This window comes from Nocardia sp. NRRL WC-3656 (assembly GCF_000720265.1).
GTDB classification, from domain to species: domain Bacteria; phylum Actinomycetota; class Actinomycetes; order Mycobacteriales; family Mycobacteriaceae; genus Nocardia; species Nocardia nova.
Genome location: NZ_JOJF01000008.1, coordinates 153,464 through 178,383, shown reverse-complemented (window position 1 = coordinate 178,383; position 24,920 = coordinate 153,464). Strand labels below are relative to the sequence as shown.

At 67.3% G+C, this 24,920-nt stretch carries 24 protein-coding genes; 12 read left to right on the top strand and 12 right to left on the bottom strand.

The features are described 5' to 3' along the window. The first annotated feature begins 111 nt into the window (after window positions 1-111). Complete coding sequence (locus IG65_RS0113345) at window positions 112-1,731, top strand: peptide chain release factor 3 (protein WP_030515221.1); 1,620 nt, start codon at window positions 112-114, stop codon at window positions 1,729-1,731. A 92-nt stretch (window positions 1,732-1,823) separates the two neighbouring features. Here the strand turns inward: IG65_RS0113345 and IG65_RS0113340 are convergent, their stop codons facing one another. Then, window positions 1,824-2,384 carry a nuclear transport factor 2 family protein gene (locus IG65_RS0113340; RefSeq protein ID WP_036524295.1) on the bottom strand — a complete coding sequence of 187 codons (561 nt, stop codon included), beginning with the start codon at window positions 2,382-2,384 and terminating at the stop codon, window positions 1,824-1,826. A gap of 89 nt (window positions 2,385-2,473) precedes the next feature. Next, window positions 2,474-3,346, bottom strand: coding sequence for a DUF4393 domain-containing protein (locus IG65_RS39070; protein WP_030515219.1), 873 nt, complete (start codon window positions 3,344-3,346; stop codon window positions 2,474-2,476). A 419-nt stretch (window positions 3,347-3,765) separates the two neighbouring features. Here IG65_RS39070 and IG65_RS0113330 point away from each other — a divergent pair, with 419 nt between their 5' ends. Beyond that, the gene (locus IG65_RS0113330; RefSeq protein WP_081879456.1) at window positions 3,766-5,088 is read left to right on the top strand and encodes a DUF445 domain-containing protein; all 1,323 of its coding nucleotides are present in this window, start codon (window positions 3,766-3,768) and stop codon (window positions 5,086-5,088) included. Further along, on the top strand, window positions 5,085-6,023 hold the full coding sequence (locus IG65_RS0113325; RefSeq protein WP_231509184.1) for an Abi-alpha family protein: 939 nt from the start codon (window positions 5,085-5,087) through the stop codon (window positions 6,021-6,023). Before IG65_RS0113330 ends, IG65_RS0113325 begins: the two co-directional genes overlap by 4 nt. A 78-nt stretch (window positions 6,024-6,101) precedes the next feature. Here the strand turns inward: IG65_RS0113325 and IG65_RS0113320 are convergent, their stop codons facing one another. Beyond that, entirely contained in the window at window positions 6,102-7,904 is a 1,803-nt protein-coding gene (locus tag IG65_RS0113320) for an ABC-F family ATP-binding cassette domain-containing protein (protein ID WP_030515216.1), read from the bottom strand. 637 nt (window positions 7,905-8,541) lie between these two features. On the opposite strand from IG65_RS0113320, the gene IG65_RS34665 reads away from it, so the two are divergent. Continuing rightward, window positions 8,542-9,408 carry an LLM class flavin-dependent oxidoreductase gene (locus IG65_RS34665; protein WP_231509183.1) on the top strand — a complete coding sequence of 289 codons (867 nt, stop codon included), beginning with the start codon at window positions 8,542-8,544 and terminating at the stop codon, window positions 9,406-9,408. Between the two features lie 133 nt (window positions 9,409-9,541). Here the strand turns inward: IG65_RS34665 and IG65_RS0113310 are convergent, their stop codons facing one another. Further along, complete coding sequence (locus IG65_RS0113310) at window positions 9,542-10,468, bottom strand: 4-(cytidine 5'-diphospho)-2-C-methyl-D-erythritol kinase (protein WP_030515215.1); 927 nt, start codon at window positions 10,466-10,468, stop codon at window positions 9,542-9,544. Window positions 10,469-10,753: 285 nt separating this feature from the next. On the opposite strand from IG65_RS0113310, the gene IG65_RS0113305 reads away from it, so the two are divergent. The 5 genes from IG65_RS0113305 (at window position 10,754) to IG65_RS0113285 (ending at window position 15,434) form a co-directional block, all read left to right on the top strand. Further along, entirely contained in the window at window positions 10,754-10,960 is a 207-nt protein-coding gene (locus tag IG65_RS0113305; RefSeq protein WP_030515214.1) for a heavy-metal-associated domain-containing protein, read from the top strand. Next, window positions 10,961-11,842 (top strand): hypothetical protein, encoded by an 882-nt coding sequence (locus IG65_RS0113300; RefSeq protein WP_030515213.1) that lies wholly within the window; start codon window positions 10,961-10,963, stop codon window positions 11,840-11,842. Then, on the top strand, window positions 11,839-14,076 hold the full coding sequence (locus tag IG65_RS0113295; RefSeq protein ID WP_030515212.1) for a cation-translocating P-type ATPase: 2,238 nt from the start codon (window positions 11,839-11,841) through the stop codon (window positions 14,074-14,076). Before IG65_RS0113300 ends, IG65_RS0113295 begins: the two co-directional genes overlap by 4 nt. A gap of 149 nt (window positions 14,077-14,225) precedes the next feature. Continuing rightward, entirely contained in the window at window positions 14,226-14,633 is a 408-nt protein-coding gene (locus IG65_RS0113290) for a hypothetical protein (RefSeq protein ID WP_030515211.1), read from the top strand. 99 nt (window positions 14,634-14,732) lie between these two features. Further along, window positions 14,733-15,434: a VOC family protein gene (locus IG65_RS0113285; protein ID WP_051755900.1), complete on the top strand. Its 702-nt coding sequence runs from the start codon at window positions 14,733-14,735 to the stop codon at window positions 15,432-15,434. Here IG65_RS0113285 and IG65_RS0113280 read toward each other — a convergent pair. The 6 genes from IG65_RS0113280 to IG65_RS0113255 all read right to left on the bottom strand — a co-directional run bounded on the left by IG65_RS0113280 (window position 15,401) and on the right by IG65_RS0113255 (window position 19,402). Next, window positions 15,401-15,745: a hypothetical protein gene (locus tag IG65_RS0113280; protein WP_156055576.1), complete on the bottom strand. Its 345-nt coding sequence runs from the start codon at window positions 15,743-15,745 to the stop codon at window positions 15,401-15,403. The genes IG65_RS0113285 and IG65_RS0113280 overlap by 34 nt on opposite strands. A gap of 12 nt (window positions 15,746-15,757) precedes the next feature. After that, window positions 15,758-15,904, bottom strand: coding sequence for a hypothetical protein (locus IG65_RS39780; protein WP_369801534.1), 147 nt, complete (start codon window positions 15,902-15,904; stop codon window positions 15,758-15,760). 95 nt (window positions 15,905-15,999) lie between these two features. Next, on the bottom strand, window positions 16,000-16,923 hold the full coding sequence (locus IG65_RS39570) for an amidase domain-containing protein (protein ID WP_051755898.1): 924 nt from the start codon (window positions 16,921-16,923) through the stop codon (window positions 16,000-16,002). Then, a complete protein-coding gene (locus IG65_RS0113265; protein WP_030515206.1) occupies window positions 16,920-17,240 on the bottom strand; it encodes a type VII secretion target in 321 nt (106 codons plus the stop codon). The genes IG65_RS39570 and IG65_RS0113265 overlap by 4 nt, the downstream gene beginning before the upstream one ends. Before the next feature lie 100 nt (window positions 17,241-17,340). Next, window positions 17,341-18,222: a 16S rRNA (adenine(1518)-N(6)/adenine(1519)-N(6))-dimethyltransferase RsmA gene (rsmA, locus tag IG65_RS0113260; RefSeq protein WP_030515205.1), complete on the bottom strand. Its 882-nt coding sequence runs from the start codon at window positions 18,220-18,222 to the stop codon at window positions 17,341-17,343. Window positions 18,223-18,244: 22 nt separating this feature from the next. Beyond that, complete coding sequence (locus tag IG65_RS0113255) at window positions 18,245-19,402, bottom strand: alpha/beta fold hydrolase (RefSeq protein WP_036524292.1); 1,158 nt, start codon at window positions 19,400-19,402, stop codon at window positions 18,245-18,247. A gap of 220 nt (window positions 19,403-19,622) precedes the next feature. On the opposite strand from IG65_RS0113255, the gene IG65_RS0113250 reads away from it, so the two are divergent. Next, window positions 19,623-20,384: an SDR family NAD(P)-dependent oxidoreductase gene (locus IG65_RS0113250; RefSeq protein ID WP_030515203.1), complete on the top strand. Its 762-nt coding sequence runs from the start codon at window positions 19,623-19,625 to the stop codon at window positions 20,382-20,384. Here IG65_RS0113250 and IG65_RS0113245 read toward each other — a convergent pair whose 3' ends face one another. Both IG65_RS0113245 and IG65_RS0113240 read right to left on the bottom strand, forming a co-directional pair. Continuing rightward, window positions 20,385-21,512 (bottom strand): resuscitation-promoting factor, encoded by a 1,128-nt coding sequence (locus IG65_RS0113245; RefSeq protein ID WP_030515202.1) that lies wholly within the window; start codon window positions 21,510-21,512, stop codon window positions 20,385-20,387. It lies immediately after the preceding gene. Between the two features lie 196 nt (window positions 21,513-21,708). Next, window positions 21,709-22,545, bottom strand: coding sequence for a TatD family hydrolase (locus tag IG65_RS0113240; protein WP_030515201.1), 837 nt, complete (start codon window positions 22,543-22,545; stop codon window positions 21,709-21,711). 113 nt (window positions 22,546-22,658) lie between these two features. Between IG65_RS0113240 and metG the strand changes: the two genes are divergently transcribed. Continuing rightward, window positions 22,659-24,221, top strand: a complete 1,563-nt coding sequence (gene metG, locus IG65_RS0113235; protein ID WP_030515200.1) for a methionine--tRNA ligase — start codon at window positions 22,659-22,661, stop codon at window positions 24,219-24,221. Between the two features lie 17 nt (window positions 24,222-24,238). Next, on the top strand, window positions 24,239-24,886 hold the full coding sequence (locus tag IG65_RS0113230) for a TetR/AcrR family transcriptional regulator (RefSeq protein ID WP_030515199.1): 648 nt from the start codon (window positions 24,239-24,241) through the stop codon (window positions 24,884-24,886). Window positions 24,887-24,920: the final 34 nt, after the last annotated feature.

Here is a 24,920-nt window from a genome sequence, read left to right as displayed (position 1 = left end):
ACCGGCCCTGACCGGCGGCTTTCCCCACGGCACTCGCCGCCCGGCGCGGGCCGGACGGGCCCGTTCCCGTATTCTGATGCTTTGCCCTGTCCCGCGAAGAGGAGCCGATCGGTGAATTCCCCCTCAGCCAGCACGACCACATCCGGGCGGGTGGCGCAGGAGGCGGAACGGCGGCGCACCTTCGCGGTGATCTCCCATCCGGACGCGGGTAAATCGACGCTCACCGAGGCCCTGGCCCTGCACGCGAAGATGATTTCCGAGGCCGGCGCCATCCACGGGAAATCCGGCCGGAAATCCACCGTTTCCGACTGGATGGAAATGGAGAAGGCGCGCGGTATTTCCGTCAGCTCGACGGCGCTGCAGTTCGAGTACGGCGAGTGCGTGATCAATCTGGTCGATACGCCCGGCCACTCCGATTTCTCCGAGGACACCTACCGGGTGCTGACGGCCGTCGACGCCGCGGTCATGCTCATCGATGCCGCCAAGGGCCTGGAGCCGCAGACACTCAAACTGTTCCAGGTCTGCCGCCACCGCGGCATCCCGGTGATCACCGTGATCAACAAGTGGGACCGCCCGGGACGGGCGCCGCTGGAACTGCTCGACGAGATCAGCGAGCGGATCGGCCTCACCCCCACGCCGCTGTTCCTGCCGGTCGGCATCGCGGGTGATTTCCGCGGCCTGCTGCGCCGCGGTCCCGAGGGCGCCGCCACCGAATACGTCCACTTCACCCGCACCGCGGGTGGTGCGACCATCGCGCCGGAGGAGTCGTATTCGCCCGAGCAGGCCGCCGCTCGCGAGGGCGAACCGTGGGAGACCGCGGCCGAGGAGAGCGAACTGCTCTCGGCCACCGGCCAGGACCACGATCAGGAACTGTTCCTCGCCGGGCAGACCTCACCGGTCATCTACGCCTCGGCGATGCTGAACTTCGGCGTGCGCCAACTGCTCGACACCCTGGTGGCGCTGGCCCCGCCGCCCGGCCCGCGCGCCGACGTCAACGGCGCACCGCGGCAGCCGGCCGACCCGTTCAGCGCGGTCGTCTTCAAGGTGCAGGCCGGTATGGACGCCGCGCATCGCGACCGGCTGGCGTTCATGCGCATAGTCTCCGGAGAATTCGAGCGCGGCATGGTCGTCACGCACGCCCAGACCGGACGCCCGTTCGCGACCAAATACGCGCTCACCGTCTTCGGCCGCGAACGCGCCACCGTCGACACCGCCTACCCCGGCGATGTGGTCGGTCTGGTCAACGCGACCGCCCTCGCCCCCGGGCACACGCTGTTCGTGGACAAGAAGGTGGAGTTCCCGCCGATTCCGTCCTTCGCGCCGGAACATTTCGCCACCCTGCGCGCGCGCAGCGCGGGCAAGTACAAGCAGTTCCGCAAGGCCATCGATCAGCTCGACTCCGAGGGCGTGGTGCAGGTGCTGCGCAACGATCTGCGCGGCGACGCCTCTCCGGTGCTGGCGGCGGTCGGCCCGATGCAGTTCGAGGTGGTCACCGCCCGCATGCAGGCCGAATTCAACGTCGAAACGCAGCTCGACTTCCTGCCCTATCAGCTGGCCCGGCGCACCGACGCCGCCTCCTCGCCGGAGCTGGACCGCCAGCGCGGCGTCGAGGTCTTCACCCGCACCGACGGCGTGATCCTCGCCCTGTTCAGCGACAAGTGGCGGCTGCAGTACATCGAGAAGGAAATGCCTGAGCTGACGCTGGAACCTCTCGTCGCGACCGCGGACTGACGGGCTGCCGGGAGGCGGCAGCGCAGCGTCACCACGGAGGGCGGCCCGGCAGTCCGCCGATCGACACCGACCGACTGGCTGCCGGGAGGCGGTCAGCCGATCGCCTCGTCCGGTTCTTCCTCGACCGACCCGCCCGGCGTGTCCTCGATATTCGACACCACGGCCGGGATATCGGGCACCGAACCCGGTTCACCGGTGATCACGCCCCAGCGGCTGGCGGTCAGGCGCAGACTCGGCAGGTCCGACAGCGACAGCACCACCTCGTAGGTCCGCTCGTATCCGGTGTGGGCGATACGCCACTGGCCGTCGTCGCAGCGCACATACCGGTCGTTGTAGAACGCCGCCCCGCGCAGCAGCATGTTGTGACCGGGAATGAGCACGGTGTCGGCCAGGTACCAGGTGCCGGTCGCCGAATCGCCGTCGATATCGATCTCCGGATGGTCGCACCGATGTTCGGTGATGACGTGGGGCCCGAGGGTATTGCGCATGAACGCCAGGAACGCATCACGCGACTCGAACTGCAGGTACTCGCTGTAGGTCGCCGTCGCCTCCGGGATCATCGTGTCGGCGAAGTCTTCCCACGATTTGGTGTCGAGTGCTCTCAGGTACCGGAACTTCAGCCGGCTGATCGCGGAGACGGCATCGGAATCCATACCTCAACAATCCCACCGGATCCGGCGAATCTGCGCAGATCGGAAAATCTGTATCGTATCGCTACACAGCGTTGACCGGCGGCCGCGGGTCAGGACCCGTTGATGGTGAAGCAGGTCTTGCAGAAGTCCTCGCCGAATTCGGTGAGGCGCAAGCTCTTTCGCACGATCTTGGGCACCCGGCCGGCCTGCTTGAGCGCCGATTCCACGATCGGCTGGACCTCGAGCACCATATAACGGCTCAACACCACCGGATCGTCGGAAGTGGTCAGCAGACCGAGCCGGTTCAGGTTGATCAGATACAGCCGCGACCGGTCCGGATACCGCACGCCGGCCTGCTCCGGCACCGAGGTCAGATCCCCCGCGACCAGCTCGGAACCGATCCCCAGCGGCCGGTTGGTGCGCACATCGACCGAGGGCTGCGGGCCGTTGATGGCCATGAACCGCAGAATCCGCGCCTCGTCCGAGGACAGCTGATCGAGAATGCGGTCGTAGGCCGGATGGACTTCCTCGGTGAAGTACACATCGGCCGAGCGCGCGAGCAGATTGTCGCCGCGGCGGCGCAGATCGACCAGGGTCGAGGAGCGGACCAGCCCGCCGGTCGACGGGCCGGGCGCCTGGCCGTTGGTGGGGACGTAACTGACGATCTCGCGCACCGAACCCTCGGTGACGCCGAGGACGCTGCGGGCGACGGACTGCAGTGCGGCTCCGGTGCGTTCGGCGATCTCGGTGGAGGATTCGCCGTCCAGCGCGGCCTGGGCGATTTGCTTGGTGACCTCGAGACCGGTGCCGACGGCCCACTGGCCGCCGCGGACCGCGGTCCCGGCTGCCAGGCCGGCAGCCCGGAAGACGCCGCGGATCATGCGGGCTTCGTTGCTGATCTGCCGCTTCTCCACGTCCGAGCTGCGTTCCACAGCGCGGGAACCGGGTCGGACCACATCCTGTCCGGTCCTGTCGTCTGTCACGTCATTCTCCGAATATCGCCAGGTGAACGAATCCGCTCACATATTCTTACCGCACCCCGAAGGCCACCGGCCATGTTCGGCGGCTCTCGGCCATGAGCGCCGACACCCGCACAGCGGTAGCGGCATGAATGTGGTTCCGGTCATTCTTGCGGCTGCCGCTGTCCGGTGCGACATTCCGATCGCACGATGTGATCGAAGTCTCCGCCGATACGCTACCGTGTAGCGGCTTCCAACCCGAATTGGATGGCGACTTCTGCGGCGGCCTCCGTGGTTACGCAGGCTGCCGCCTCCGGCCGCGTCGCTACAGCCGCCAATTGGACCCGTTTCCGGAATTCACAGTAAGGTTCGCCTGGCCGACGGGGTACGTTGTAGTGCCGGTGTGACGGCGGTCACCGGTAAGGGGTCGGCAGGAGGGTGTCGTGCTGGATAGTTTGCTGGGTTTTCACCCGACGATTTTGCTGGAACTGATCACGATCCCCCTCTTCACGGGTGTCATCGGCTATATCACCAACTGGACCGGCATCCTGATGCTGTTCAAGCCGCTACGCTTTCACGGGTTTCGGGTACCAGGTCTGAAATGGTTGTTCCCCTATCTTCCCAAGCGCATTCAGGTGCTGCCGCTGCTGCAGTACGACGGCCGCATGGGCTGGCAGGGAATCGTGCCCTCGCGCGCGGACAAGATGGCCTCGATCGCGGTCGACAAAGGGCTCTCGAAACTCGGCAGCGTCGGCGACTTCTATCGCGAACTAGAGCCCGATGAACTGGCCGCGCACCTGACCGATATGGCGCAGTCGCAGATCCGCGACATCGTCGAGGAGATTGCCCGCCGGGAACATCCACAGCTCTGGTACAACCTGCCCGCGCAGGTCCGGGAGTTGGTACACGAGCGGGTCCGGGAACAACTTCCGGATATCCTCAAGGAACTGACCGACGAACTCGGGTCGAACATCGAACAACTGCTCGATGTCAAACAGATGGTGATCCGATATTTCCAATCGCGGCCGCAGTTGCTCAACACCGTATTTCAGGTGCTGGGCGCCAAGGAGTTGCGGTTCATGCAGAACTTCGGCTTCTATTTCGGCGCGCCGATGGGTCTGGTGCTCGTCGCGGTGCTGCATCTGACGCATTGGTCGCCGCTGGTGGTGCTGCCGGTCGGCGGTGTGATCATCGGCTGGGTGGTCAACTGGATCGGGCTCAACATGATCTTCGAACCCGCCTACCCGAAGTGGTGGTGCCCGTGGCGGCAGGGTCTGCTGATCAAGCGGCAGCCCGAAATCACCGAGGGCTATGCCGAATTGGTGGCCACCCAGATCATCACGATCGCCAATGTCGGTGACGAACTGCTGAACGGCCCGCGCTCGGACCGCACCATGCAGGTTCTCGAGGACACCCTGCGCCCGGCCACCGACCGCGCGCTCGGGCCGATGCGCGGGGCGCTGAAGTTCGTGATCGGCAGTCGCGACTACGCGACCCTGCAGAACCGCTTCACCGACGAGGCCAAATCGCTGGCACCGGCCGCCTTCGCCGATCCCGGATTCAACGCCCAGCAGAGCCGGCAGGTCAGCCAGTACATCGCCAAGCAGATGGCGGCGCTGAAGCCGCCGGACTTCGTCGACATGCTGCGCGCGGCGATCAAACAGGACGAGTGGCTTTTGTTCGTCCATGGCGGTGTGCTGGGGCTCATCGCCGGTTACGCTCATCTTCTGATCTTCGGAACGGAAGTAGCGAACGTATGGCTGTGAGCGGATCCGCGCCGGAAACCGGTGACGGCGCCGAGTTTTCTATCGAATACGCCGAGGTGGTGGCCGAATCCGGCGCCGACGCGGCGGCCGGTACCGGTGCGACCGAAATCGAGACGGTCTTCCCCGACCCGGACGCACGCTCCACCGACCTCGTCGCGCGCCGGTCGGCCGAATTGATGCTGCCCGAGGATGCCCGCCCGGGCTGGGCGGGTCCCGTACGCACCACGACCGGTGTGGTGCGGGTGGCGCTCTCCGCGGTGACCGAGGCCGCGGCCTGGGGCCTGGGCACCGCGGTGGGTGTGACGGCCACGGTGGTGCGCGGCAGCATGTCCGGACAGCCGCCGCGGCATGTGCTCTCCGAGGCCGGCGAGCAGGTTCGCGACTCGGTGCGACGGGCGCTCGGCATCGATGCCGAGCCCGCGGGCGCCCCCGCGGGCTCGGCGCCGAGCCTGCGTGACCGCGGTGCCGAACTGCTGCGCCGCTCGGCCGATGTGCACTGCGAGGACAGCGACCATCCGGCCTTCGCGCGCATCCTCGCCGAACTGGCTCCCGACGAGGCCCGGGTCCTGCGCTTCCTCTACCTCGACGGGCCGCAGCCGGCGCTCGACATCCGCACCGGGCGGCCGTTGAGTTCGGGCACCCAGCGCATCGAGGTCGGCATGTCGCTGATCGGCGAGGCCGCGGCGCTGCGCTTCCCCGACCGGGCGATCACCTATCTGACCAATCTGCGCCGCCTCGGCCTCATCACCGTCGACGGCGATCAACTGGACAACCCGGCCCGCTATCAGCTGCTCGAATCACAGCCCGAGGTGCGGCGGTTGCTCAAGCGCGGATTCGGCACCAAGGTCGCCTACCGCAGCATCGCGCTCACCTCGTTCGGCACGGATTTCACCTGTGCGTGCCTGCCGGTGCCGCCACTGGGCCACGCGCTCTGAGGCTGCACGCCGTAACCGCTCGACCCGGCCGCCTTACGACGAACCGGTTCCGGCTGCGCGGGCGCAGGCACCTCCGGCTCAGCCCACCTCTTCGGCGAGTTCCAACCAGCGCATCTCGGTCGATTCCTTCTCGGCCTGCACCTGCTTCAGTTCCGCGCCGAGGCTCACCAGCTTCTCCGGATCGGTGGCGGCTTCGGCCAGTGCGGTGTGCAGGCGTTCCTCCCGCTCGCCGAGTTTCTCCAGGGTCCGCTCCAGCCGGCCGAACTCCTTGCGCGCGGCGCGGTAGGCGGCGGAATCGGTTGCGGGAGCGGATGTTTCGTTCGGCGCGGAGGTTCCGGAGGGGCCGCGTGCGGTGTCGGCGAGGGCCGCGCGGCGACGCAGGTACTCCTCGATGCCGCCGGGCAGGTTGGTGAGCTTGCCGTCGCCGAACAGCGCCCAGGTGGAGTCGCTGATGCGCTCGATCAGATACCGGTCGTGGCTGATCACGACCAAGGTGCCGGGCCAGCCGTCGAGCAGGTCCTCGAGTTGCTGCAGGGTGTCGATATCGAGGTCGTTGGTGGGCTCGTCGAGCAGCAGGACGTTCGGTTCACTCATCAGGATGCGGGTCAGCTGCAGGCGGCGACGCTCACCGCCGGACAGGTCACCGACCGGAGTGCGCTGTTTGGCCGGTGTGAATCCGAGCCGTTCGGCGAGCTGCCCGGCGCTGATCTCCTTGTCTCCCAGCCAGGTTCGCTCGGCGACATCGGACACCGCTTCCAGCACCCGCATATCGGTGGGCAGATCGTCGAGTTCCTGCCGCAGCCAGCCGATCCGGACGGTCTGGCCCTGAATCCGCTTACCGGCCGCCGGTTCCGCGTCACCGGCGAGAGCGCGCAACAGGGTGGTCTTGCCCGATCCGTTCACCCCGACCAGGCCGACCCGCTCTCCCGGCGCCAACCGCCAGGTCAGATCGCGCACCAATTCGCGGCCGTCGGGGGTGGTGAGGGTGGCGTCCTCGAGTTCGATCACCACGCGGCCCAGGCGTTTCCGTGCGAAGGAGGCCAGCTGCACGGTGTCGCGCGGCGGCGGCACATCGGCGATCAGGGCCTCGGCGGCCTCGACCCGGTAGCGCGGCTTCGAGGTGCGGGCCTGCGGTCCGCGACGCAGCCAGGCCAATTCCTTGCGGGCCAGATTGCGGCGGCGCGCCTCGGTGGCATCGGCCTGGCGGGCCCGCTCGGCGCGGGCGAAGATCCAGTCGTTGTAGCCGCCCTCATAGCTTTCGACCTTGCCGCCCACCACTTCCCAGGTGCGGGTGGCGACGGTATCGAGGAACCAGCGATCGTGGGTGACCACCACGAGTGCACTGCGGCGCGCCAGCAGATGTTCGGCCAGCCACTGCACACCCTCGACGTCGAGGTGGTTGGTGGGCTCGTCGAGGACCAGCAGATCCAGTTCGCGCACCAGCGCGGCGGCCAGCGCGACACGGCGGCGCTCGCCACCGGACAGATTCGCGACCGAGGTGTCCATGCCCAGATCCGCGATGCCGATACCGTCGAGCACGCTGCGGATGCGCGGGTTGGCGGCCCACTCGTGTTCGGCGACGCCGTCCGTGCGCGCGTCCTCGGCGAGCCCGGCCAGCACCACCTCGCCGACGGTGGCCCCGTCCGGCAGCACACCGCGCTGAGTCACCACCGCCATGCGCAGGCCGTTGATCCGGCTCACCCGCCCGCTGTCGGGCTGCTCGAGCCCGGTCAGCACCTCGAGCAGTGTGGTCTTACCCCCGCCGTTGAGACCGACGACCCCGATCCGCTCACCCTCCTGCACGCCGAGGGACACATTGTCCAGCAGCGGAGTGATTCCGAAGCTCTTGTGGACCTGCTCCAGATTGATCAGATTCGCCAAGGGGTCAGTCCTCTCCGAGTATGGCGGGGCCTCCGGGTGTGCCACGAGCTCGGCGGATCCGGCCGCGTCGCGCGCGCCGGCTGCGCTCCCGCAGCGGCGGGACCACGCCCGTCGGCTTCACCCGTGAAGATTACGGCACGAGGGTGCGCACTTCCGGCGCGGGTGAACCGGGCCCGAGCCCGCGCTCTCCGAATACGCCGCCCTGACGGCGACCACCGGCGGTGCGTTCCATGGAGCTCGCGGGAGACGCGGACCGCACGCACGGGCCGGCCTCCGGCTACACCAGCACGCCGATCTCGGAGCCCCACGCACACCGGTCCCCCAGCCACAGGCGTATGCCGATCTCGAGGCCACGCACGCGTGCGGCGGCGCGGCCCCCACATGCACGCAGATCTCGGCTTCGCGTTTACCCGTAGCCGCCCCAGTGCGGCCGTTTCCCTCCTCTGCGGCGGACCGAACCGCAGCGGTACCGCGTGGCTCCACATGGATCGCGGTTGCGAAAAAGGTTGAGGCATAGGTACTCTGCGGGCAATCCAAATGGGCTCTCCAGAAGTATGGCCGTAGTGCGGGAGCCCCGCCTCATGAGGGCGCGGAGTGGGCGGCGCTGATTTGCCGACCCCACATTCGGAGGATTCTCATGACCGACTCGTCATCCGCCATTGCCACCTCGTCGTCCGGCGACAGTTCCGGACAGCCGGAAGGACTACGCACAGCCCACGGCGTGAAAATCGGCATCGGGCTGCCGATCGCCGACCCCCAGTCACTCGTCGCATGGGCCGAGCGGGCCGAATCGGGCCCGTTCTCCACCCTCGGACTGCTCGATCGACTGGTCTACGACAATCCGGAACCCCTTGTGACACTTGCGCATCTGGCCGGTGCGACGCAGCGGATCCGATTGCAGACCGAAGTGCTCCTCGCACCACTGCGGGAGACCGCGCTGCTCGCGAAACAGGTCGCCACCCTCGACCGGCTCTCGGGCGGCCGATTCACCCTGGGGCTAGGTGTCGGCGGCCGCGCCGACGACCATGAAGCGTCCGGGACGCAATTGCGCACGCGCGGAAAGCGATTGGACGAGCAGATCGCGACGATGCGCCGGCTCTGGTCCGGTGAACCCTACAGCGAGAGCTGCGCCGCGATCGGCCCGCTGCCGCACACCTCCGGCGGTCCGGAACTGCTGTTCGGCGGATTCCAGCCCGCCGCGCTGGAACGCGTCGCACGCTGGGGCGGCGGATTCCTCGCCGCGGCCGCACCCTCGTGGGCGCCGGGCCTGTTCGACACCGTGCGGCGGTTCTGGCGCGACTACGATCGCCCGGGTTCACCGCGCATCGTCGCGCAGGTCAACGTGGCCCTGGGTCCGCAACACGTCATCGACGACGCCCGCGCCGCCATGTCGGCGTACTACGCCTTCAGCGACTACGGAACATGGTCGAGGGCATGCTCACCACACCGGAGCAGATCCGCACGGTCACAAAGCAATTCGCCGATCTGGGCGCCGACGAAGTGATCTTCTACTGCTACGGGCGAGACCCGGAACAGGTCGACCGCCTCGCCGACGTCCTCAGCTGAACGGTCATACGTAGCTACCGGCCGGCGCCGACCCGCACGCGAGCCGATCGGCGCCGGCTCGTCACGTCCGGTCAGTGACGCCCGTCGGCCAGCACACGCGCACCGGGCACCGGACCGGTCGCGGTGCGGACGCTGCGGCACACCCCGGCACCCGAGAGTTCGGCCGAAACCTCCACCGCATCGTCCTCACTACCGCACAGGAAGGCGCAGGTGGGCCCCGAACCGGAGACGATTCCGGCGAGGGCGCCCGCCTCGACGCCGGCACGCAGGGTGCGGCGCAGGGCCGGATTCAGCGACAGAGCGGCGGCCTGCAGATCGTTGCCGAGCAGGGGTGCGAGCTGGGTGGGGTCACCGGAGGCCAACGCCTGCAGCAATTCCTGCGGGTCGCCGAGGCGCGGCGGATCGCCGTTCTCGCGCAACCGGTCCAGTTCGCCGAACACCTTCGGCGTCGACAGCCCCTCCTTCGCCAATGCCAACACCCAGTGAAAAGTGTTGCGCGACAACACCGGGAGCAGCTTCTCGCCACGGCCGCGGCCCAGTGCGGTGCCGCCGTGCAGCGCGAAGGGCACATCGCTGCCGAGTTCGGCCGCGACCTCGGCCAACTGGTCGCGCGACATCTCCAGCCCCCACAATTCGTTGAGCCCCACCAGCGTCGCGGCGGCATCCGCGCTGCCGCCGGCCATCCCCCCGGCCACCGGAATACCCTTCTCGATCTCGATCTCCACCAGCGGAGCGCGGCCGGCCAGATGTCCGAGCCGGACGGCGGCCTGCCACACCAGGTTCGTGCGATCGGTGGGCACCTGGGCGGCGCCCTCCCCGTGCACGGTCACGGCCAGCGATCCGGCCGGAGCGATCCGCACATCGTCGGCCAGCGACAGCGCCTGGAAGACCGTGGTCAGTTCGTGGTATCCGTCGCTACGCAGGTCATCGACCCCTAGATGAAGGTTCACCTTGGAGGGGGCGCGGACGACCACGGAACTGGGTACTACAGACAGCACGGGGCTAGGTTATCCGTCCGCGCGGCAAACGGTCGGTTTGCCGCGCGACGCGGGGCTCCCGCAGCTGGGAACTCGCCGGGCACCGGCCGACGCGACAGGCGGCCGACGCCGAATCGCCGGCCGACGCCAGGCCGATTACCTGCGCAGACGGGTGTCGCCGGAGATGCGCGCCACCGCGGGCGAAATTCCCCGTCGTTCCCCTTGCGTCGGGTACCCATGGGGGGTATGTTCAGTGGTGTCAGGGGATACCCCCTCACCGTATAAGAGCGAGCGAAGGAAGCGATCATGGCTACCAGCACCTACACCGTCACCGGGATGACCTGCGGCCACTGCGTGGCGTCGGTGCAGAAGGAGATCGGCAAGATCGACGGCGTCACCAGCGTCGACGTAGACCTCGCCTCCGGCCGCGTCCAGGTCGAATCCGCCGCACCGCTGACGGACGCCGAGGTCGTCGCCGCCGTCGACGAGGCGGGATATCAGGTGGCGAGCTGAATGAACGACAGACTGAAGTTCGCGGCATTCGGCGGCGGACTGGTCGTGTTGTTCGGGGCCGCGCTCGGCATCGGCGCCCTGGTGGGCGATCCGGCCGAGCCGGCCCCCGGCCACGGCACCGGACTTCAGGCCACCCAGGAGGGATACACCCTCTCCGAGGTGAGCGCACCTACCGAACCTCGGACCCCCGGCACCCTCCGATTCCGGATCACCGGCCCCGACGGCGCACCGGTCACCCGGTACACCGATCTGCACGAGCAGGACCTGCATCTGATCGCCGTCCGCTCCGATACCACCGAATACCGGCACGTGCACCCGGTCCGCGACGACACCGGCACCTGGTCGATCGATTGGACGTGGGCCCAGCCGGGCACCTATCGCATCTTCGCCGATTCCCGGCCCGCGGCGGCGCCGGATGAACTGGTGCTCAGCCGCACCGTCACCGTGACCGGCGCGACCGCCGATCGGCCCCTGCCGCCGGTCTCGCGCACCACCACCGTCGACGGCTACCAGGTCCGCATGGACGGCGATCTCTCGACCGCCGGCGGTGAGGTGGGATTCACCGTCACCCGCGACGGGCGGCCGGTCACCGATCTGCAACCCTATTTGGGTGCCTACGGGCATCTGGTCGCACTGCGCGGGAACGATCTGTCCTACCTTCATGTTCATCCCGAAGGAGAGGTCGGCTCGACACCCGCCGGGCCGCGGGTCGCCTTCCACGCCCAAGCGCCCAGTACCGGCGCTTTCCGGCTCTACCTGGACTTCGCCCACGGCGGCGCGGTTCACACGGCGGAATTCACCGCCGAGGCGGTAGCCGGGCAGCAGAGCGGGCACCACGACAACGAGCACAACAACGGAGAGCACGGAGGAGGTCACCAATGAGCGCGCCCACGACAGAGCGCTCCGTCGAACTGGATATCGGTGGCATGACCTGCGCCTCCTGCGCCGCACGCATCGAGAAGAAACTGAACCGGATCGAGGGCGTCACCGCCACGGTCAACTACGCCACCGAGAAGGCGAAGGTCAGCTTCCCCGAAACGGTGACGCCGGATCAACTCATCGAACGTGTCGTCGACACCGGCTACACCGCCACCGTCCACGACACGCGTCCCGCGCAAACCGCAGCGGCCGAAGAGGTTTCCACCGATTCGCCGCTGCGGCAACTGCGGCATCGGCTGCTGGTGAGCCTCGCGCTGGCGCTTCCGGTCATCGCCCTGGCGATGATTCCGGCGCTGCAATTCCGGAACTGGCAATGGCTTTCGCTGACGCTGGCCACGCCCGTCGTGTTCTGGGGCGGCGCCGCCTTCCATCGCGCCGCGTGGATCAACGCCCGGCACGCCACCGCCACCATGGACACCCTCATCTCGCTGGGCACCCTGGCGGCCTACTCGTGGTCGGTGTACGCGCTGTTCTTCGGCGATGCCGGAATGCCGGGTATGAAGCACGGCTTCAGCTTCGCGGTCGAGCGCTCCGCGTCGGCGTCGAACATCTACTTCGAGGTCGCGGCCGGTGTGATCGTCTTCATCCTGGCCGGGCGGTATTTCGAGACCCGCGCCAAGGAGCGGGCCGGTTCGGCACTGCGGGCGCTGCTGGAACTCGGCGCCAAGGATGTGGCGGTACTGCGCGACGGCGTCGAACACCGAATTCCGGTGTCGGAGTTGCGCGTCGACGATCTGTTCCTGGTGCGTCCGGGTGAGAAGGTCGCCACCGACGGTGTGGTCACCGACGGTAATTCGGCTATCGACATGAGCATGCTGACCGGTGAATCGGTGCCGGTCGAGGTGGGCCCGGGCGATCCGGTGATCGGCGCGACCGTCAACGCCGGCGGGGTGCTGACCGTGCGGGCCACCCGGATCGGCGCCGACACCCAGCTGGCGCAGATGGCCGCACTGGTGGAGGAGGCGCAGAACGGCAAGGCGCCCGTGCAGCGGCTGGCCGACCGGGTCGCCGGCGTGTTCGTCCCGATCGTGATCGCGATTTCGGTTGCCACACTGGGCTTCTGGCTCGGCAGCGGCGCCGCGGTGGCGGTGGCCTTCGGTGCGGCGGTCGCGGTGCTGATCATCGCCTGCCCGTGCGCGCTCGGCCTGGCCACACCCACCGCACTGCTGGTCGGCACAGGCCGGGGCGCCCAGCTCGGCGTCCTGATCAAGGGGCCGCAGGTGCTGGAATCGACCCGGCGCATCGACACCGTCGTGCTGGACAAGACCGGAACCGTCACGACCGGCACCATGTCGCTGGCCGAGGTCATCCCGGCCGAGGGCCAGGATCGCGACGAGCTGCTGGCCGTCGCCGCGGCGGTGGAACACGGATCCGAACACCCGGTGGCCCGGGCGGTGGTGCGCGGCGCCGCCGAACAGGGTCTGGCCGAGGAGCCGGTGCAGCAGTTCGTGAGCCACGGCGGTAAGGGCGTGCAGGGTCTGGTCGGTGAGCGGGCGGTCGTGATCGGCCGCACCGAACTGCTCGCGGATTGGTCGATCCCGCTGCCGGAGTCGTTGGCGCAGGCCAAGTCCGAAGCCGAGACCGCCGGGCGTACGGCGATCGTGGTGGCCTGGGACGGGCAGGCGCGCGGTGTGCTGGTCATCGCCGATGCGATCAAGGCCTCGAGCGCCGAGGCCATCGCGGACATGCGGTCGCTGGGACTGACGCCGGTGCTGTTGACCGGTGACAATGCCGCGACCGCGCGCACGGTCGCCGATCAGGTCGGCATCGACGAGGTGATCGCCGAGGTGCTGCCCGCCGACAAACTCGACATGGTGAAGCGCCTGCAGGATCAGGGCAAGGTCGTCGCGATGGTCGGCGACGGCGTCAACGACGCGGCCGCTCTCGCCCAGGCCGATCTGGGTCTGGCGATGGGCACCGGCACCGACGTGGCGATCGAGGCCGGCGACATCACGCTCGTCCGCGGCGATCTGCGGACGGTCGGCACAGCCATCCGGCTCTCCCGGGCCACCCTGCGCACCATCAAGGGCAACCTGTTCTGGGCGTTCGGTTACAACGTGGCGGCGATTCCGCTGGCGGCGGCCGGACTGCTCAACCCGATGCTCGCGGGTGCGGCCATGGCCCTGTCGAGTGTGTTCGTAGTGAGCAACAGCCTGCGCCTGCGGCGCTTCCGCTGAACGAATCCGCCGAATGTCCCGTCCGATCGGACGGGACATTCGGCGTTCCCGCCCCGTTCCGCCATACTTTCCGTCCGAAGAGAAGAATGCGCTGTCGCGTCGGCTGTTTCCCGGCGACCGGCCGCGCACGAGGACAAGGCAGGGACCACATGAGCATCCTGTTCGGGATCGGTTTGGTGATCTGGTTCGTCAGCATCGCCGCGATGTTTCTCGCACGCGCCCTCGACGACCACAGACAGCAGGTCTTCCGGGCGAGCCTGGCATTGTGTGCGGTGGGATCGATACTCCTCGCCATCGGCACGCCCTTCGTCAGTGGCAATTCGATGAATAAGAACATCCTGGTCAGCGGCGGATTCACCGTGATGGCGTCCCTCTGCGCCTACTGGGTCCTGATCACCCGCCACCGCCCCGCCACTCCCCCGATACCGCTTCCGATCCCGTTCACCCCGCCGAGCGACAACCCCGCCGCCACCGCCGCGCCGGCACCCCCGTCACAAGACTTGCCGACCCGCACACCGACCGCGGACTCCCGCCCACACGATCCGAGCCGCATGTGATCACCACACCTTTGCCCGGGTCCGCCGCCTGACCTTGACGTTAACCGCGGTTCAGGTTTTAGCGTCGGAGGCGACCGTTTCCCACCGAAGGGCGCCGCGATGAAGATCCTCGAAGTCGAGCTCACCACAACACATCTCGCCGCCACAGCGGAGTTCTACCGTGACGTACTCGAGCTTCCGGTCATCGCGCAGCCTGACGGTGTTGTCGTCCAGATCGGCTCCAGCAGATTGAGGGTGACCGCGGGCGCTGCCTTCGATGGCGTGCACCATCTCGCGTTCGGCATCTCGCCACACGACTTCGACCTCGTCCGCCGTTGGTTGCGGCAGCGGACCGAATTGCTCACGGTCGGCGGTTCCGACATCATCGACGGCCCGGAAGGATGGGATTCTCGATCGCTGTATTTCCGGGGGCCGGACGGAATTCTGCTGGAACTGATTGCGCGCGAGGCCGATCGAGCGACCCCGGGCAGCCCCGGCGAAACCCCGCACCTGTTGTCGATCAGCGAGGTCGGCATCGGCGTGCCCGACGTCCGCCAGGCCGTACGCCACCTCGCCGAGGCCTTCGAACTCCCACCCTTTCCGCCACAACTATCCGAATTCGCCCCGATCGGCAGCCACGACGGGCTGCTCATCCTCGCCCGTTCCGGCCGAATCTGGTTCCCCACGGAGGAAGACATCCCCGCCACCGGACCGGTATCGGGCCGCATCGAATCCGCCGGCCACAGCGAAAAGATCGCTCTGACCGACGAAGCCGTCGTCCAGTGCGCTCAGACACACCCTGAATTCAATACGTACGGATAGACCTTGCCGTCGAATCCGTGCACGTACAACACCCACGGTTCGGAATCACAATGCCGCGATGATTCCTCGATCCGGAACGGAAGCGGCCACCGGCGCCCGCTGTCGTGCGGCTTTCCGTACCTGTTCTGCAGTTTGTCGAGCTCGGCGCTGTCGGCCGGCGCGGCAACGCGACCGTAGTCGGTGCCGTCGATACGAGGCGGAGGCGTGAACATCCATGTCCACGCCTCGTACCGGACCGTGGAGTAATAGAAGTCCACCGCACCGAGGACGACGACGGCCACGCAGACAGCAAACACCAATTTCCGACGCATACCGATTCGCCTTCAGTCTCCGGGATAGTTGACTTTGATCATGTGATATTTGACCGGGAACGACGTCCAATCGCCCTGCTGCAACGACCAGGCGACCTGCTTGTTCTCATGCGAGTGGTAGTCGACGACATCGGCCATCACCGTTTGGCCGTTGGGCAAAGTGACAGGCTTCTGTCCTACATATATGACGGTGTGGTTGATCTGTCCCGAGTGTTCGCCACTACTCAGCTCGTACTGGACGATGTCGCCCGGCTTCAAACCGGCATGACTGAGCGCCAGCGGGTCGGCCTGCGAAGTTGTCGAATCGATGGTGCCGGTCTGTACCTCCGTGCCACTGGGCGTGCCCGTGCCGGATTGTTTCGCAGAAGATAGTCGTGGAGATTAGGGGCGCCGCTCCATGAATACGAATTGTCATCAGGCATATCGTCGTGGTGGTTGTAGTACCACCGGCCCGATTCGTCGTGGTGCATGTACGGCACCCCACCGTCGCCTTCGTCCTTGAACCCACCGGCACGCAAACACTGCGAAACGAAGTTCGTGCAGTCGGCGTCGCCGTGGTTGTCATACTCCGGATTACGGCCCAGCGCCCATTGATTCGCGTAGGCGACGGCTGCTGCCCGTTCCGGTGAGAGGCCTCCGCCCGCAATCGCTGCGTCCTGCGAATTGGCCAGAGGAACCATCTTGCGGATCTCGTCGATCGCGGCTTCGATCTTCGGCTTCCACTGCGCATCGGCATTCGCGATCGTGGTCGCGTATCCCACGAGAGTCCGGCTGATCTCGGCAGCGTCATCCTCGTCGGCCATGTTGTGAACGGTCCACGCTGCGTCGTTTCCGATCACGACGGGCTCGACCTCGTACAGCCGCACCAACGACTTGATTTGCGCCACCGGGTATTCGATCGCTTGGTAGACCTTCTTGTACACGTCTTCCAGGTCGTAGTACGCGGTCGCCACCGCACGCATTTCGCGCTGTTCGCGATCTGCCCGATCGTCGGCTGCGTTCTTGGCGTCACCCGACCAACGCAGATCATCGTGGATCGTGGTGTGGACGGTGTCCGATGCCGTCTTGATCGAATCAGCAATAGCGGCGGCGTTGGCGGCGACGGTCTGAATGCCTTCGATATCCCAGGACGTGACCTGATCCCGTGTGGGAAGCGTCGGCTCGCCCGGCTGGCTCATCGCTGGGCCCCAGCGTGTGGATCTCCGGAATTGAGATCGCCGAGTTGGCTCAGACGCGCAGCGATATCGGTGTCCGTATCACTGTATTCGGTTGCCGAAATGCTCAGTACCAGAGAAATTTCCCGCATCCGAGCATGCAAAACAGCCTTCGCCTGCCGGCTGGCATTGTCTGCCGAGTCGAGCAAGGACGCAGCGGTGAGGCCTGTGAGGTAAGCGGCCGCTGCGTTGCCGCCCAAACGACACCAGTTGTCGACGTCGTCAGCGACCTTGTTGATCTTACCTGCGGCTTGACGCAGGCTTTCCGGGTCGACATCCATGACCCGCCCCCTTCGTGAGTATCGAACCGGCTGAATCTAGCACCGCCGGATGGGGCGCGGCCTCGTGCGCTCGACGCCCTCGCAGTCCGCTGCGAGCTGATCACCCCTGCTCGGCGAGGCGTACGAAGGCTGCCGTGTCGAGCGTTTCCCCCCGCGCGGTGGGCGCGATTCCCGCCGCGACCAATCGCCGCTCCGCCTCGGCGGGTGATCCCGCCCACCCCGCCAGGGCGGCGCGTAATGTCTTGCGGCGCTGGGCGAAAGCGGCGTCGACTACGGCGAACACGCGCTCGCGGTGGGCGGTGTCGAGCGACCACGGTGGGTCGGTGTAGCGCTCGATGCGGACCAGTCCCGACTCCACCTGCGGAACCGGCCAGAACACCTGGCGGCCGACGGCTCCCGCGCGGCGGACGGCACCGAAGAATCCGGCCTTCACGCTCGGGACGCCGTAGATGCGGGAGCCGGGTTCGGCGGAGAGCCGGTCGGCCACCTCGGCCTGCACCATCACCAAAGCCGTTCGGATGCTGGGTAATTCGGCGAGCAGGTGCAGGAGCACGGGTACCGCTACGTTGTAGGGCAGGTTCGCGACCAGCGCCGTCGGCTCACCGGGGATATCAGCGGCCGACACCCGCAACGCATCGCCGGGCACCACGGTCAGCCGGTCGGCGAGTCCGGTGGCGCGATCGGACACGGTTTCCGGAAGATGCTGTGCGAGAACCGGATCCAGTTCCACCGCGACGACCCGGTCCACGACGTCGAGCAGTGCCAGGGTCAGCGAGCCGAGTCCGGGGCCGACCTCGAGCACCACGTCGTCGCGTCCGACGCCGGCCGTGGCGACGATTCGCCGCACGGTGTTGGCGTCGTGCACGAAGTTCTGTCCGAGCTGTTTGGTCGGGCGCACGCCGAACCGTTCCGCCAGCACCCGCACTTCGGCGGGGCCGAGCAGTTCGGCCAGGCCACGGGCTTCGCTCACAGGTTCGGACACGCCCGACAAGGTATCAGTGCGGCTAGGGCCGGTACGGCGTGGACTGCACCCGCGCGACGAACGCGTCGATCGCCGCCCACATCTGCGGATTCAGGTCGCAGTGCTGCCCGGTGCCGACCACCGATTGCGCGTCGACGCCGTTCGCGGCCAGCTGGGCGGCCAGCGCGGCGTGCAGCGGCGAGGGCACGGTGCGGTCGGTGGCGTTGAGCAGCAACAGGATCGGCGCGTCGTAGCCACTCGTGGGCACGGCCAGATAGTCGGTGAGCGCGGCCGTGAACCGCGGGTCGCCCAGCGGCCGCGACAGCAGATCGCCCAGCGATGCGCCGTTGACCTGCGCGATCATCCCGTCCAGGCACAGGGTGCCGATGCTGTCGAGCAGTTGGCGCCCACGCGGGCTCAGATAGCTGTCGACGTCGATATCGGGCTGGGTTTCCCGCATTCCGACGAGCACTCCCGCGATGAAGGCGGTGCTGCCGTCGCCGATCTCCGGAATATTCGGCACCCACGGCCCGGCGATGGGCAGAACGTGCTCCAGATCCGATTCGGGGTCGACCGCGATGGTCCCGCGGAAGTCCAGGTCGGGCGCATAGCTCTGCTGGAGATGACCCGTACCCAATGCGGCCTGACCACCCTGCGACGCACCGACGGCGATCCAGGTGCGCGACAGCTGCGGATAGATCGCACGCGCTGCCCGCAGCAGGTCGATGGTCGCGGTCGCCTCGGACTGCCGTTCCAGATACGGATGCGGACCGGTGTCGAACGCACCCAGCCCGAGATAGTCCGGCGCGACCACGGCGAATCCCTTGGACTGGAAGTACTGCAGGATGCGGTCTTCCTTGGCGCGGCCGGACGGGTAGGGCGCGGTACCCGGATTCGAGATGCCGCTGCATCCCATGCCGAGCCCGCTCGTGCCGTGGTCGTAGGCCACCACCGGCCAGCCACCCGCGGGCGGTTCGCCCGGCGGAAGGAACACCGCACCGCTGGCGGGGACGGGCTCACCGCGCGAGGTCGTCGTCCGATAGTCGAACAGCGCCGCCCCGGTCATACCGTGCCAGCCGTCCGGCTGCGCGGTGACCGACATCGTCGTTCCGGCCGGCTCGGCAACGGCGTCCGGCACCGCGACGGCCGAACCGGCCGCCAACGCGGTGAACAGGGCCGCGGCCACGAGCGGCCGCCGCATCCGAGCCGAACATTTCGACAACCGCATGGCCACCTCACATCATCTGGGATCTGCTGATTTTACGGTGCACACACCGCACGGTCCGGAAATCCCCAGGCCGGGGCGTCGCGGAGCGTTGACGTCAATTGATACACGTTCTAGTTTCGGTGTACTCGCGGAACAGGCGGTGGCACATCAGGTCTCACCGCACCCGAAGCAGCAGGAGAGGACGGCCGCAATGATGCGCAGGCACGAGGGACGACGGGTGGTGGTGACCGGGGCGGGCTCGGGCATCGGGCGGGGCATCGTGGTGCGCATGCTCGCCGAGGGAGCGCATGTGGTGGGCGCCGACATCTCCGAGCCCGGACTGAAGGAGACCGTGGCGGAGGTGGGCGCGGATCGCGAGCGGCTCCATACGGTCACCGTCGACGTGGCCGACCCGGAATCGGTGCGCCCGGCCGTCGCCGCGGCCGTCGACCATCTCGGCGGATTGGACGTGCTGGTCAACGCGGCCGGGATCATGCGTACCGCGCACACCCACGAGATGGCGTTCGAGAGCTGGAATCAGGTGATCGGCATCAACCTCACCGGCACCTTCCTGATGATGCAGGCGGCCATCCCGACGCTGCTGCAATCCGAACATCCGGTGATCGTGAACTTCTCCTCCACCGCGGCACTCGGCGCGAATCCGTATATGGCCGCCTACGCCGCGTCCAAGGGCGGGGTGAACGCGATGACCCATGCGGTCGCGCTGGAGTACTCGCAGAAGGGCCTGCGCGCGGTGAACATCGTCCCGGGCGGAATAACCAGCGGAATCACCAACAATCTGCAAACCCCCGAAGACGCCGACTGGAACCTCTTCTCCCGCCTGACCGGCTGGCTCAACGGCGGCGCCCTGGGCGAACCCGCCGACGTCGCCGGCGTGGTCGCCATGGTCGCCTCCGAGGACGGCCGCTACATCACCGGCTCGGAGATCCGCGTCGATGGCGGCGCCCTGATGTGACTAGCTGATCCCCAAGCGACTCGTGCACGCGGGCCAGGCACCCCAGCCCTGCCGGGCCCGCGTCACCTCGGCGATGGCGATCTGCTCTTCCCGGGTGGCGAGATCCGGCCGCTCGGCGTACTTCAGCCCGCCCTGCCGCGACCAGGTGCTCTGGTCGAACTGGATACCGCCGAAATACCCGTTGCCGGTATTGATGGCCCAGTTGCCACCGGATTCACATTTGGCCAGCGCGTCCCAGACCGCGCCGTCGCGCACGGGCGGAACTTCGGTGCCGGGCTTGGCGCCCTTGCGGACGGTCTTGGGCTGGGCGGGGACGACGACGGTATGCCCGACGGCCTCACGCGAGGTTTCCTTGCCGTTGACGATCGAGACGGCGTAGGTGACGTCCTGCACCCCGGCCTTGCCGGGATTCTCGACGACGGTCCGGCTCATGTTGAGGTCGGTGTCCTCGATGACGTTCTCGGTCGGGTCGAGGGGTTCGCGTTCGGTGACCTTCTCGGTGTGCTTGCGGGTGACGGTGATCTTCATACCGTCGTGCAGCGGGGTGACGGCCACCGGCTCCACGGTGTCCTCGCCGGTCAGCGGCACGCCCTGTACCTGCAGCAGCTCCCCGACCGTCGGTGCCGCCAGCCGCACGTAGCTCATCGGTTCACCGTTGTCGGACAGCTGCACCGTGCGCGGGCTGGTGACGGCCAGCGCGGCGCCCTGCAGCGGCAGCGGGGTGGGGCGCGAGGGCGAGACGAAAACGTCGCCGGGCAGCTGCAGTTGAGTCAGTGCGTCGGCGACGGTGTACGCGGTGGTCCACACCTGTTTGGTCTTGCCGTCGAAGGTCAGCGAGAGCTGCCGGGCGCGATTGAGCGTGATGGTCGCACCGTTGACGACGTCGGCATCCCCGGACGGCGACACCGAGTCCTTACCGGCCAGCTTGTAGCCGCCGGCCTTGAGCACACCCTTCACGCTCGCGGCCATGGTGGTGACGGTCGTGCGCTGACCGTCGACGACCAGGATGACGGTCTTGCGGCTGACGATCGCCAGACTCGCCCCGATGATCAGGGTGATCAGCATCGCGGCGATCGCCGCGTAGAGCAGCGGCGAGCGCGACGTGTTGATCCGCTGGAGAGCGGATATCCGAAACTCCGGCATGGTCACAATACGATAACGAGGGGGTCAGTCCCTGGCAACTACATGCCGTGGAACAGGGGATTTCCACATCACGATTCGATATCGACGATCCGGAAATATCACGACCGCGCAATCGTAAGTGAACTGGAGCACACCTCGCATTCCGGTCGCGAGTTATGTGACGCACCGCACGCGCGCGGCCTCAGCCCCGCGGCAGCCGGTAGACCCGCTCGGCATTGGCCGTCGTGATCTCGGCCAGTGCCGCCGGATCCTGTTCGCGCAGTTCGGCCAGGGCGCGCACGGTGTAGGGCAGGCAGTACGGCTCGTTCGGCGCGCCCCGGAACGGGTGTGGCGTAAGGAACGGCGCATCGGTCTCCACCAGGATCTGCTCGTCCGGCACCAGCTTCGCGGCCTCGCGCAATTCGTGCGCGTTCCTGAAACTCACGGTCCCGGAGAAGCTGAGCAGATACCCCTCGGCCACACAGGCCAGCGCCATATCGGCGTCGGAGGAGAAGCAGTGGAAGATCACCGTGTCCGGCGCACCCTCGTCCAGCAGGACCGCCAGCACATCGTGATCGGCCTCGCGGTTGTGGATCATCAACGGCTTCCCCAGCCGTTTCGCGAGGTCGATATGCCAGCGGAAGCCCTCCACCTGATCCTCGATATCGGCACAGCCGTCGAGTTTGCCGGGCCAGTAGTAGTCGAGCCCGGTCTCGCCGACGGCGACCACGCGGGGGTCGGCGGCCAGCTTCTCCAGTTCGGCGCGGGCGGCATCGTCCAGGGCATTCGCCCGGGTCGGATGCAGTGCGACCGCGGCGTACACACGCGGATCCCAGTGCGCGGCGTCGACGGCGAAGCGGGCGGCATCCAGGTCGTCGGCGATGGTCACCACCCGGCCGACACCGACCGCGGCGGCCCGATCCACCATGGCGGCAACCGATTCCGCGTCCTCGGCGCCGCAGGCATCGAGGTGGGTGTGCGCGTCGATCAACGGCGACAGCGCTTCGGGCGGCTCGGGTGCGGGTCGTTTACCGGGCATCGGACCAGATTAGACACACCGCGCCGACGGCAGGTGAACCCGGCGGGAGCGAGGAGTGGACGACGGGATATCGACGCGAGGGATTATCGGCGGCGGATTAGAGTGGACACACCATGAGCGCACCCGAACGCACGTCACCGGCCTTCTACATCACCACGGCGATCGCCTACCCCAACGGCGCGCCGCATATCGGCCATGCCTACGAGTACATCTCCACCGATACGCTGGCCCGGTTCAAGCGGCTCGACGGCTACGACGTGTTCTTCATGACCGGCACCGACGAGCACGGCCAGAAGGTGCAGCAGGCTGCGCGCGCCGCCGGCGTCTCCGTGGAGGAATACGCCGCGCGCAATTCGGATGTGTTCGAACGCATGGACAAGGCGCTCGACATTTCCTACGACCGATTCATACGCACCACCGACGAGGATCATCTCGCCGCCAGCATCGCGATCTGGGAGCGCATGCAGGCCAACGGCGATATCTACCTCGACACCTATTCGGGCTGGTACTCGGTGCGCGACGAGGCCTTCTACACCGAGGAGGAGACCACCGTCACCGAGGACGGGACGCGACTGGCGACCGAAACCCGGACCCCGGTGGAATGGACCGAGGAGTCGAACTACTTCTTCCGGTTGTCGAAATATCAGGACCGGCTGCTCGAACTGTACGAGAACACACCGGATTTCATTCTGCCCGCCACCCGGCGCAACGAAATCGTCAGCTACGTGAAGGCCGGCCTGAAGGATCTGTCGATTTCGCGGACCACCTTCGACTGGGGTGTGCCGGTGCCCGGTGATCCGGCGCATGTGATGTACGTGTGGGTGGACGCGCTCACCAACTATCTGACCGGTGTCGGATTCCCGAATACCGATTCGGCCGCCTTCCAACGGTTCTGGCCGGCGAATGTGCACATCATCGGCAAGGACATCACCCGGTTCCACACCGTCTACTGGCCGGCCTTCCTGATGTCGGCGGGTATCGAATTGCCGAAACGCGTTTTCGTGCACGGCTTCTTGTTCAACAAGGGCGAGAAGATGTCGAAATCGGTCGGCAATGTGGTGGACCCGCTGGCGCTGGTCGACCAGTACGGCCTCGACGCCGTGCGGTTCTTCCTGCTGCGCGAAATCTCCTACGGCCAGGACGGTTCCTACAGCCACGACGCCATCGTCGGGCGGATCAACACCGACCTGGCCAACGAATACGGCAATCTGGTGCAGCGCAGCCTGAAGATGGTGGCGCGCGACTTCGATTCGACCGTCCCGACTCCCGGCGAATTCACCGAGGCCGACCGGGAGCTGCTCGATCGCGCGAACGGCTTGCTGGAGCGCTGCCGCACCGAATTCGACGGCCAGCAACTACATCTGGCGCTCGAGGCGATCTGGCTGACCCTCGGCGAGACGAACAAGTACTTCTCCGCACAGCAGCCGTGGGCGCTGGCCAAGTCGGGCACGCCCGAGGACGTGGCCCGCGAGGCGACGGTGCTGTACGTAACCCTCGAGGTGCTGCGGATCGTGTCGATCCTGGTGCAGCCGGTGATTCCGGGTTCGGCCGGGCGGATTCTGGACCAACTCGGCCAGACCGCGCGCACCTTCGCCGATATCGCCACGCCGATCGAGGCCGGACTGGCCCTACCCGCGCCGGAGCCGGTGTTCCCGAAGTACATCGAACCCAAGTAGGGCGACCGGAGCCGGTTATGGATGCGGAATTCGCCGAGCGCCACCGCAGCGTTCGCGCGCAGGCGCTCGGCACCCCCCGGGGCCGACTCATCGGCGCTATGGTCGAATGCGTCGGCGCCCGTGGCTTTTCCGCGACGACACTCACCGATATCGTCGCCCGTGCCCACGTATCGCGAAGCACCTTCTACGAACACTTCGGCAACAAAGAGCATTGCTTCGTCGAGGCTGTCCACACGGGTATGGAGATGATCCGCGCCCGGATCGTCGACGAACTGGCACAACTGCCCCGGGATGCCGATCCGCGCTGCCGCATCGCCACCGTGATCACCACGTTCTGCGCGGTGATCGCGTCCGAACCGGATTTCGCGCGGCTGATCCTGGTGGAATCTCTGTTGGTCGGCGAAGCGAGCACCGACTTCCGGGACATGGCGCTGGACCGGTTCACGACCATGTACCGGAAATATCACGACAAGGCCCGCGCCGCCGACCCCGCGATACCGGAACTGTCGGACGAGCTGATAGCGCTGGTGCCCGATGCCATCGGCGAGCGCACCCGCCGTGTCCTGGTCCGCGACGGCGCACAGCGCGTACCCGAACTAGCGCCCACCTTCATCGAATTCGCCAACGCCGCGCTGGGATTGGCGCCGGCACCGGCGCACGCGTAGCGAGCGAGGCTCCTGTTTCCGCGCCGGGCACGGC